This is a genomic window from Corallococcus sp. CA049B (assembly GCF_003611685.1).
Classification (GTDB): Bacteria; Myxococcota; Myxococcia; order Myxococcales; family Myxococcaceae; genus Corallococcus; species Corallococcus coralloides.
This window is the reverse complement of sequence record NZ_RAWC01000278.1, coordinates 1-9,851: the sequence shown is the minus strand read 5'-3', so window position 1 is coordinate 9,851 and position 9,851 is coordinate 1. Positions and strand designations below refer to the sequence as shown.

Annotated in this window: 8 protein-coding genes; 3 read left to right on the top strand and 5 right to left on the bottom strand. The window is 70.9% G+C overall.

The features are described from left to right. Positions 1-396, bottom strand: a 396-nt coding sequence (locus D7W82_RS35605; RefSeq protein ID WP_199727937.1) for a polyhydroxyalkanoate synthesis regulator DNA-binding domain-containing protein, incomplete at its 3' end; no start/stop codon positions are given. A gap of 168 nt (positions 397-564) precedes the next feature. Here D7W82_RS35605 and D7W82_RS35600 point away from each other — a divergent pair. Next, entirely contained in the window at positions 565-2,640 is a 2,076-nt protein-coding gene (locus D7W82_RS35600; RefSeq protein ID WP_120622562.1) for a zinc-ribbon domain-containing protein, read from the top strand. A 7-nt stretch (positions 2,641-2,647) separates the two neighbouring features. Next, complete coding sequence (locus D7W82_RS35595; RefSeq protein WP_120622561.1) at positions 2,648-3,439, top strand: hypothetical protein; 792 nt, start codon at positions 2,648-2,650, stop codon at positions 3,437-3,439. Here the strand turns inward: D7W82_RS35595 and D7W82_RS35590 are convergent. Further along, positions 3,436-3,660, bottom strand: coding sequence for a twin-arginine translocase TatA/TatE family subunit (locus D7W82_RS35590; protein WP_043322039.1), 225 nt, complete (start codon positions 3,658-3,660; stop codon positions 3,436-3,438). The genes D7W82_RS35595 and D7W82_RS35590 overlap by 4 nt on opposite strands. Positions 3,661-3,779: 119 nt before the next feature. Here D7W82_RS35590 and D7W82_RS35585 point away from each other — a divergent pair, with 119 nt between their 5' ends. Further along, positions 3,780-4,496 (top strand): glycerophosphodiester phosphodiesterase family protein, encoded by a 717-nt coding sequence (locus D7W82_RS35585; RefSeq protein WP_120622560.1) that lies wholly within the window; start codon positions 3,780-3,782, stop codon positions 4,494-4,496. Here the strand turns inward: D7W82_RS35585 and D7W82_RS35580 are convergent, their stop codons facing one another. From D7W82_RS35580 to D7W82_RS35570, 3 genes are all read right to left on the bottom strand, one after another. Continuing rightward, positions 4,497-5,405, bottom strand: a complete 909-nt coding sequence (locus tag D7W82_RS35580) for a hypothetical protein (protein ID WP_120622559.1) — start codon at positions 5,403-5,405, stop codon at positions 4,497-4,499. It abuts the gene before it with no gap. Between the two features lie 192 nt (positions 5,406-5,597). Then, complete coding sequence (locus tag D7W82_RS35575; protein ID WP_120622558.1) at positions 5,598-8,843, bottom strand: MXAN_5808 family serine peptidase; 3,246 nt, start codon at positions 8,841-8,843, stop codon at positions 5,598-5,600. A gap of 217 nt (positions 8,844-9,060) precedes the next feature. Then, on the bottom strand, positions 9,061-9,851 hold a 791-nt coding region (locus D7W82_RS35570), incomplete at its 5' end, for an EI24 domain-containing protein (protein ID WP_233588138.1).

Genomic DNA, 9,851 nt, shown 5'->3' with positions numbered 1-9,851 from the left:
CTGCAGGCTGCCGTCCTCGCGGCGCAGCAGCTTGTCCAGCCGCTGCTCGGCCTCCTCGCGGATGGAGGCCACGCGCGGCGAGACCTCCTTCTGGATGAACCCGGAGATGGACTCGCCGGGGTGGCGGATGATCTCCCGCAGCACCGACAGCGGCATCTGGTTCTTCTTCTTCTCCTCCTCGAAGATGATCTGCGCGAGGGTGACGGAGGTCAGGTCTTCCTTCGTGCGGTTGTCGACAATCCGCACCTCGGTGCCCTCCTTGATCATCGCGGCGATCTCATCGAGCGTGACGTACCGGCTCTCCACGGTGTCGTAGAGCTTCCGGTTCGTGTAGCGCTTGATGATCTTCGGCTCCTTGGTGTTGCTGGGAGCGTTTGCTTGCTCGGCCTCGCTCATGTCTGTCGTCTCCGACCCCGGCTGCGCCTTGGCATTTACTGGTTTACTTCTTGATTTCCAAAGGGGCGAACCTCGTATCAAAGGGGTCGGAAGCGAGCAAGTTACCCGGGCCCGACTCGCGGTGGTTGCCGGGTGGGCCTATGCTCCAAGTCCCCCCGACCCGACCCCATGATCGTCCAGTGCGAACAGTGCCAGACGCGGTTCAAGATCCCCGACGAGAAGGTGACGGAAAAAGGGGTCAAGGTCCGCTGCACCAAATGTCAGAACACCTTTCGGGTCGCGCGTGAGCCCGCGCCGGCCCTGAGCGCCCCCCCGCCCGCTGGCCCTCCGGCCGGACAGGCGGACCCGTTCCAGGCGTTCGGAGAGGCCCCGGAGCCCACCGGGGAGGTCACCCGGCCGGGTGCCGCGTACTACGCGCCCGGCGCCCCCGCGGTGAAGTCCCAGGTCCAGTCCTGGGGTGACGTGGATGTGGACATCGACGTGGACGCCCCGCAAGCGGCCCCCGGCCGGGCCCCCGCCACGCCGGGCGCCGCCGGGGCGATGATGCCGTTCGACCCGCCCACGCCGTCCCCGGGCGTCGCGTCCCGGCGACAGGCGGCCCCGCCGCCTCCGAATCCGGCCTTGCCGGACCTGGATGACCCGTTCGCGGACTTCATGCTGGATGGGCCGGCGCCGAGCGCTCCGGTGGCCGCTCCCCGGCCGGCCGTGGCGGCTCCTCCGGCAGCGGCGCCCCGCCCGGTGCCTCCGGGGGCTTTCGCGCCTCCCGCCGCCCGGGCTGCTCCTCCCGGGGCGTTCGCGGTGGGGAACGCGGGTGCGCCCCGTCCGGCGGCCGTGGCTCCGAGCGGGCCGGGTGCGTTCGCCGCGCAGTCCGCGCCCCTGGGGGCCGCGGCGCCCAGGGGCCCGGTTCCTCCCGGGGCGGTGGCTCCTTCGCCTCCGGGGCGTGTTGCCATGCCTCCGGGGCCTGGTGCCTCCCTGGCCGGGGGCCCGGCACCGTCAGGCGCTGCGCCTTCGCGTGCCGCCATGCCTCCGGCGGGAGCTCCCGTCGCGCGCGTGCCGCTGGCTTCGGTCCCCGCCGGGGCGTCACGTCCCGTGGCCGCGCCCGTGGCCTCCCCGGGGCTGGCCGCCTCCGGTTCGACGGACCTCGCGCCGGATCCGCTCTTCGACTTCCCCATCGACGCTCCGGCGGTCCCGGACGCGGCGTCCCTGCGGCATGCCGCGAACGTCGCCGCGGCGCCCTCGCCGAGCGGTGCCGCGGCGGTGGGGCCGGCGGTGCCCTCGCCGGGCTTCGAGAGCGAGGATCCGTTCGCGTCCATCGACACGGCGGCTCCGTCCCCGGACCTGTCCGCCGCGCCCGAGGACACCCACGTCGGTCCGGAGCCGATGAGCGACCTGTTCGACTTCTCCGGCGCGGGGGCCTCTGGCGAGGAGGGGATGGCCGCCTCCGACACCGGCCGCGCCGCGCTGCTGGGCGACGTTCCGGCCGAAGCGGGCGGCGCGGAGGAGCCCGGCGGCATCTCGCTCTTGAGCGACGTGCCGGCGTACGACGACGGTGACCCGTTCAAGATCACCACGCCCCGCCGCGAGGTGGTGGACCTGGCGAGCATGCGCTCCGGGCCTGCCGTCACCGTGGCCAAGCCCTCCGCCCGCATCGAGGACGTGGGCATGCCCCAGCGGCGGATGCCCGGCCGCGCGCGGAAGCTGACGGGGGTGGTCCTCAACCTCGCCATCGCCACCGCGCTGGTGGTGGCCCTGGGCGCGCTGGGCGCCATGTACCTGCGCGACGGCAGGGTGGACCCCTCCACGCTGTCCCCGGACCGCCTGCGCACGCTGGTGATGCCCGCGTCCCGCCCGTTCATCGCGAGCGACGTGTCCAACGGCCTCTACGAGACGCGCGATGGCCGCATGCTCTTCGTCGTGCGCGGAGAGGCGGAGAACCGCACCGGCGCCGCGGCGGCCGTGCGCGTGCGCGCCGCCCTCTTCGACGGCGACCAGCGGGTGCGCTCCACGGAGGGGCTCGCGGGGGCGCTGGCCACGCCGGAGGAGCTCCACGCCATCACCACGAGCGAGGCCGCCACCGCGCTGCGCCAGCGCATGGACGCGGCGTCCCTCCCGGTGCCTCCGGGCGGCAAGGTGCCCTTCCTGGTGCTGTTCCAGGAGTTCCCCGCGGACCTCACCGGCCACCGGCTGGAGGTGACGCTGGAGCCCATCCCCTCCGAACCCACCGCGGACCGCACGGGAGGCTGAAGGCGTCATGTCCACGCTGGAGGAGGCCCGCGCGCTCGCGCGCAACCTGCACGCCCTGGGCGGAGGCGCCACCGTGCGCCGCAAGGCCGCCGCGCGCGAGCTGGCCCGGCGTGAGCCGTTCGACACGAACGAGCTCATTGGCCACCTGCTGTCGCTGTCCCGCGCCGGGCAGGCCCCCGCCACCTGCGTGCTGTCGGACTTCCTGGCCGCGCTGGATCAGGAGGCCGAGCACATCCCCCACGTGGAGGCGCTCCGGCGCATGGCCCACGTGCAGTCGCTGGAGGCGGTGGCGGACCTCTTCGCCCAGGGCCCCGCGCGCAAGGAGCTGGACGCGGACGCCGCCGCCCGCGCGGACGCGCAGGCCGCCAACCAGTCGCTGGGCCACCTGAAGCAGCAGGCCCGCCTCACGCGCGACCCGGACGTGCTGTCGCGCCTGGCCACCGTGAGCAACCCGGCCGTGCTGCGCAACGTGCTGATCAACCCGCGCCTCACCGAGGACCTGGTGGTGCGCATCGCGGCGCGCAGGCCCGCGCGTCCGGAGCCGCTCGTCGAAATCTGGAAGTCGCCGCGCTGGTCCGTGCGCCACAAGGTGCGCCGCGCGCTGGCCTTCAACCCGTACCTGCCGCCGGAGGTGGGCGCGAAGCTGGTGCCGCTGCTCTCCACCTCGGACCTGCGCGAGCTGGTGGAGGACGCGGGGCTGTTGCCCGCCCTGAGGCAGCAGGCCGCGCGCCTGCTGCTCGCGCCGGCGCCCGGCAGCCCGCCCGGTCCGCTGGTGCTCCCGACAGGGGAGGAGTTCTAGGAGCGGCGGTCCTTGGAGGAGCCTTCGGTGTAGTCCGCGTCGGTGGTGCCCCGGCGCGAGTGGGGCAGGTGCTTCACGTCCACCAGGTCCTCGCCGCGAGACGCCTTGCGGAACGAGTAGACGAACTTGCCCACCGCGTTGCCCAACTGCCCCATCCGGGCGGCCGAGAAGACCACCAGCAGGATGAAGCCGAGGACGAGGAACTCTCCGGTGCCCAACATGCGCCGGACACTGCAATAAACCCACCCGCGAGGCAAGTCGCGCCACCGCGTCCGCCCCTGGACGCGCCCGCCACGCTGGCGCTGCGCGCGGGGGGCGTTTGAGCGCACACTGCGCGCCCATGCTCCTGCTCGCTCACCGTGGTGCCAGCGCTGACGCTCCCGAGAACACCCTGGAGGCCTTCGCGGAGGCCGTGCGCCAGGGCGCTGACGGCGTGGAGCTGGACGCCATGGTGTGCGGCTCCGGCGAGGTGGTGGTGTGTCACGACGAGCGCTTGGACCGCCTGGCCCATCAGCCCTGGGAGGTGCGCACCACGCCCTGGTGGAAGCTCTCCCGCGCGGACGTGGGCACGCCCCTGGGCTTCGCCCCCGCGCGCATCCCGCTGTTGGAGGAGGTGCTGGACGCGCTGCCGGAGCACTTCCTGGTCAACATCGAGCTGAAGTGCGACCGCCTCGACGACGGCGGCCTGGCGGCGGGCGTGGCGCGGCTGTTGCGCGAGCGCAACCTGGCGGGCCGCGTGGTGGTGTCCAGCTTCAACCCGCTGTGCCTCTTCCGGCTGGCGGCGGTGGCGCCCACGCTGCGCCGGGGCTTCCTCATCGACCCGGACAGGCCCTGGGCCCTGCAGGCGTACGCGCTGAGCCCGCTGGTGTCCTCGCACTCGGTGCACCCGTTCCACGAGGCGTGCACACCGGAGCGCGTGGCGGCGTGGAATGACGCCGGCCTGCGCGTGGCGGCGTGGACGGTGGACGACCCCCGGCGCGCCCGCGAGCTGCGGGACCTGGGGGTGTCCTACCTCATCACCAACCGCCCGGGCCGCCTGCGGGAGGCCCTGCGCTGACTAGAAGTCCAGGCCCAGCGTGGTGTTGAAGGCGAAGACGGAGGGCAGGTCGCGGCTGCCGGCGCCCTCCTGGTCGAAGCTGCCCAGGTTGGTGAGCGAAATCTCCGCGCCCAGCTGCAGCACGCCGCCAATGAAGCGCGCGCCCGCGTAGAAGCGCGGGGTGAGGTTGTCGCCCGCGTCCACCCGCGAGTACGGCGCGGTGTTGGTCAGCGCGTCGCGCGAGTCGTTACCCGCCGTGTCCGCAGTGGTGCGGCTGGGGTCGAAGTCCAGCGTGCGCGTGGTGGCGCTGACGAAGTTCAGGTCCAGGCCGCCGTAGGGCGTCACCGTCACCATGCCGCCCAGCGGGAACTGCTTGCCCACGCCGATGTCCAGGCCCGTGGTGGTCAGGTCCAGGTTGCGCGCGCCGAACAGCTTCGTCACGTGCAGGCGCAGGCCCACGTCCGGCAGGTACGTGAAGCCCTCGTTGACGGCCCACTTCAGCTCGCCCGTGGCCGTCACCATGCTGCTCTTCTCAATCCAGCCCACGCGCCCGCCCAGCTCCAGCGAGAAGGGCAGGCCCTTGCGCACGTGGAGGGACGGCACCAGCACGGAGCCCGGCTGCTCGGCTTCCGTGGGCAGCTGCACGTCCTCCGGGAGCGACACGACGGACAGCTCCGCGTTGAACGCGAAGCCCGAGTGGCCCGTGGTGCGCGGGGGCATCAGGTTCGCGGACGTCATCACCGCGCCGTACGTGCGCGCGAAGGCGCGGAAGTCCGCGCTGGCTTCGGCGAACTCGGTGCTGGTGATGACGGAAGAAGAGCCCCGGCGCTCGACGCCGAAGCGGGAAATGACCAGGTCGTTGGCGTCCGCATGGGCCGCGGCCCCGGACAGCGCCGTCGCGAGCACCAGCCACCGACTGAACGTCCGCATGGGGGAATCAGGCCTCCGGGACGCATGCCGGCCAAGCGGGCGCCCACCTCCGGCGGACCCTAAACCCGCCCTCGGTGAAGCGTCAACAAAACGGGCGGCCCTCCCCCAGGGAAACACCCCCCTTCGTGAGGGGAGGGTCCGCTGGAAGCGAGCCGCCCGTGGGTCAGGCGCTCCGGGGATGACCCCGGAGGATTACTGCTGGCGCGGCTTCACCGGCGTGGTGGCCGCGGCGGCGGGCGTCGCCACCTTCTGGGCCACCTCCGCCGGACGGCGGCGGATGACCAGGGTGCGGCGGCTGGCGAACTCGGAGCTCTCACGGGCCACCACCAGCACGTTGTTGTTGCCCTCCTTGAGCGTGAAGTCGGAGGTGAACTTCAGCGTGTGGGGCTCGCCGCCCTTGGGGTCCACGGCCTTGAAGTAGACCTTCTGGTCGTTGACCAGCACGTAGACGTCCAAGAGGCCGTTGGGGTCCTTCACCGCGCCGGTGAGGGTGAACTTGTCGCCGTTCACCACCACGCCGCCGTGGGACGGATCCACGTCCAGCTTGATGTCCGGCGGCTGGTGCGTCGTCGTGTACGCCACCGTCTTGGGCGCCTGGGCCTTGCCGGTCTTCACTTCCTTCGCGTCCTGCGTGCGCACGAAGGCGAAGCGGTCCTTCTCCAGCGCGACCTTGTAGTAGCCCTTGGTGGTGGCCTCCAGGGCCAGCGTGGCGCCCTGCGGCAGCTTCGCCACCGGACGCGCGTCCGCGGTGGGCGAGGCGAACAGCTCCGCCTTGTCGTTGAGCTTCACCAGGCCCTTCTTCGCCTCCAGCGGGGCCACGGGGCCGTCCTTCACGGGCAGCTGGAGCTTCTCCAGGACGAACTCCTCCAGGGGCTCGTCGAGGATGGCCAGCTTCAGCGGAAGGGTGTCGCCCTTGAAGCCCTTCTTCAGGGACACCTGGAAGCGCGCCGTCTTCGTCTCACCGGACTTGATCTCCCCCAGCTTGAAGCGGCCCTTCTCGATGAAGATGTTCGCGTCGCCGCCGTTCTTGATCTGCGCGAACGAGTCCAGCGCCGGGCCCGCGCCCGTGTTGGTGACGTCCATCACCACCGTGACGTCCTCGCCGCGCTGCACGACGCCGTCGCCGTTGCACTCGGCGCAGTCATCCACCACCTGCCAGTTGAAGGCGAACGTGGGGCGGGGCAGCTCCACGAAGGACAGCTCCGACACCAGGGTGTCGCGCAGGGGGCCGTTGTCGTCGAACAGCTTCACCTTCACGTCGTCGCGGCGGCTGGTGAGGTCCTTGGGCAGGCGCACCTGCACCTTCCAGGACTTCTTCTCACCCGGGGCGATGGCGCCGAAGAGGAACTCGCGGCGGTCGAGGAACGCGTTGTCGCTCTCCGTCCAGCCACGCACGCGCTTGAGCGGCTCCGTGCCCTTGTTCTCCACGTGGATGACCATGTCCAGCTGCTCGCCGGCGAGGATCTTGGTGTCGGCGCCCGGGGAGAAGCTGGCGTCCAGCTGCACGTTCTTGGGCGTGGGGCCGGGGCTCCAGTCCAGGCCGAGCGCGGCGATGGCGTTGTTGATGCGCTGCTCCTCCTCGTTGCGCTTCTGCTCCACGAACTGCTTGCCCTTGGCGAGCTGCTCGGAGCGCTTCAGCGCCGGCACCTTCAGGACGAAGTCGCGGGCGAACTGGACCTCGAAGTCCTCCTTGATCTCCTCCTGGGACTCCGCGTCCAGCTGGTCGTCCAGGTCCTCGCCCTGGCCGGCCACGTCCACGTCCAGGAGCGGATCATTCTGGCCGTGCTCCTTCTTGTCCTTGGCGCCCGGCTTGGCGGCGACCTTCTCCTTGGGCTCTTCCTTCTTGGCGGCGGCCTGGGCGGCCTTCTCATCCACCTTCAGGTACTTGAGGCTGGTGCCCGGCTTCTCGCGGTCCAGCACCTCTTCGCGCTTCTTGGCGACGGTGGAGGACTCCGGGTTGCCGAAGTGCTGATCCAGGTCCGCCTCGCCCATGGACTTGCGGGGCGCGAACACGTCCACCCGGTCCGCGGTGACGCGCGTGGGGACCAGCTGGATGTCCGGCACGATGCCCACCTCCTGGATGGAGACGTCACCCGGGGTGAGGTACTTGGCGATGGTCAGCTTGAGCGCGCTGTCGTCCGGGAAGTCGTAGAGCACCTGCACGCTGCCCTTGCCGAACGTCTGACGCCCGATGATGACCGCGCGGTCCAGGTTCTTGAGCGCGCCCGCGACGATTTCAGAGGCGGAGGCGCTGCCCGCGTTCACCAGCACCGCGATGGGGTAGTTCTCCTCGCCGTCCGCGGGGCGCGCGCGCTTCTCCTCGCGCAGCTTGTCGCTGAAGCCCACCGTCGCGACGAGGGTGCCCTTGGACAGGAACGTGTCCGACACCTGGATGGCCTGCTCCAAGAGGCCGCCCGGGTTGCCGCGCAGGTCCAGCACCAGGCCCTTGAAGCCGCCCTTGGCGTCCGCCTGCTTGCGGATGTCCGTCAGCGCGGCCTCCAGGTCGCGCGTGGTGTTGCCCTGGAAGTTCTTCAGGCGCACGTAGCCCACGCCGCCCGCGAGCAGCTTGTGCTGCACGGACTCAATCGAAATCATGGCGCGCGCCACCGTCATGTTGCGCGGCTTGTCCCAGCCGTCGCGCTCCACGGTGATGGTGATGCGGCTGTCCACCGGGCCGCGCAGCTTGGACACGGCCTCGTTGAGGTCCATGTTGACGGTGGACTCCTCACCAATCTTCTTGATGCGGTCGTCCTTCTGGATGCCGGCGCGCGACGCGGGCGTCTTGGGCAGCACCTTCACCACGGTGAGGTTGCCCTCCTTCATCTGGATGACGAAGCCCAGGCCGCCGAACTCGCCCTTGGTGGACAGCTTCATCTCCCGGTACAGCTCCGGGCGCAGCAGCACCGAGTGCGGATCCAGCGTGGAGAGCATGCCGTTGACGGCCGCGTACTCGATGTCGCGCGTCTCCTCGATGGGACGCATGTTCTTGGACAGGAAGTCGAACACGTCCTTCAGCGCGAAGGACATCTTCCACAGGGAGTCCACGTGGGAGATGTCGAACTCCTTCTGCTTGCCGTTGACGTTGACGTTGAGCTTGCCCGTCTCCGGGTTGCCGTCCACGAGCACGTCCGGGACGCTCTTCTCCACGTACTCCAGGGAGGCGATCATCATCTCCTTGGGCTTCACCCGCTTGGGGTCGACGTAGTTCTCCTTCACGTAGAGGATGACCTTCGTGAGGACGCGGAGGCTGTTGAGGTCGTGAGGGGCCTTCTCGCCCTTGCTGGCGGAAGGCAGCGCGCCGTCCCAGGAGTCCTGCCCCGCCTCCGCCACTCCCACGGTGAGCGGGAGGGGAGCGCGGTCACTGCCTGCGAATGCCCAGGCCCCCAACAGAACGGCGACGGCGGTGATGCGGCGGAAGATACGCGGCATGCGGTTCATCCCAGCTGGGGCGCGAGAGGCGCCCCGGGTGATGCGTGAAAAGCCCTGTGAATCCGAACGGTTCGACGTGAGCCAAGGGACCTGGCAGCGGCCGGGCAAGCCTAATCACGGCTTCCTGGTGCTTCAAGGCGTGGCCTTCTCACTAGCGACCGAGAACGTCTGCCGCAGGCAATGCGTTCCCGCCCGGCCTGCACGTACGGACAGCCGGCCTGCCCCTTTATTTCGCGCCGGCCGAGGCATCCGGGGGCGGGGGCAGGTCCCCGGCCTCCCGCAGGGCCCGGTAGAGCAGGGTGCCCCCGACGATGGCCACCGGGAGGAAGAAGGTGTTGAGGATGGGCACCCACAGGAGCAGGTAGACGCCCGCGCCGAAGCCCAGGCAGAGGGCCCGGCGCTCGCGCAGCATGCGGCGCACCTGGGCGAAGGGGTACAGGTGGCGCGTCATGGGCGCGGCCAGGTGCTCCGCCGCCATCCAGAGCATGGTCCACAGGCTGGCCAGCACGGTGAACGCCACGCTGCCCAGGCCCGGCACGAAGTTCAGCGGCAGCAGCACCGCCAGCCCCAGGAAGAGCAGCGCCATGCGGGCGAGCGTGTGCAACAGCCCTGTCGTCATGCTCCGCAGGAACGAGGCCGGTGAGAGCACGGCGTCCGCTCCCGCACACTCGGCTTCGGTGGCCTCCGACACCGGGTCCTGCAGCGGCGTGAGGAGCAGCGGCGGCACCACGTTGGCGCCCACCACCCAGGCGACCAGGGAGCCCAGCACGAGCGCGGTGTACCAGCCGGCCCGTCCGTACCAGGAGTCAGGCCGGGCCCACACGGACTCCAGGAGCCCGGGGGCGTACCGGTAGAGCAGGACGGCCAGGCCCACCAGGGCGATGGCGGTGAGGACCGCGCACAGGCTGGAGAGGAGGAAGAGGCGGCGCGAGCGGAAGATGAGCCTGAGGGCCCGGCCGAGCACGCCCACGCCCTGGAGGAAATCCGACAGCCGGGGCCGGGGGGACAGGGTGGGGA

Bases quoted from the DNA above. Each gene is read 5' to 3' on its own strand.
- D7W82_RS35580 (WP_120622559.1), bottom strand. From the start codon at position 5,405: ATGCGGACGTTCAGTCGGTGGCTGGTGCTCGCGACGGCGCTGTCCGGG.
- D7W82_RS35600 (WP_120622562.1), top strand. From the start codon at position 565: ATGATCGTCCAGTGCGAACAGTGCCAGACGCGGTTCAAGATCCCCGAC.
- D7W82_RS35595 (WP_120622561.1), top strand. From the start codon at position 2,648: ATGTCCACGCTGGAGGAGGCCCGCGCGCTCGCGCGCAACCTGCACGCC.
- D7W82_RS35575 (WP_120622558.1), bottom strand. From the start codon at position 8,843: ATGAACCGCATGCCGCGTATCTTCCGCCGCATCACCGCCGTCGCCGTT.
- D7W82_RS35585 (WP_120622560.1), top strand. From the start codon at position 3,780: ATGCTCCTGCTCGCTCACCGTGGTGCCAGCGCTGACGCTCCCGAGAAC.
- D7W82_RS35590 (WP_043322039.1), bottom strand. From the start codon at position 3,660: ATGTTGGGCACCGGAGAGTTCCTCGTCCTCGGCTTCATCCTGCTGGTG.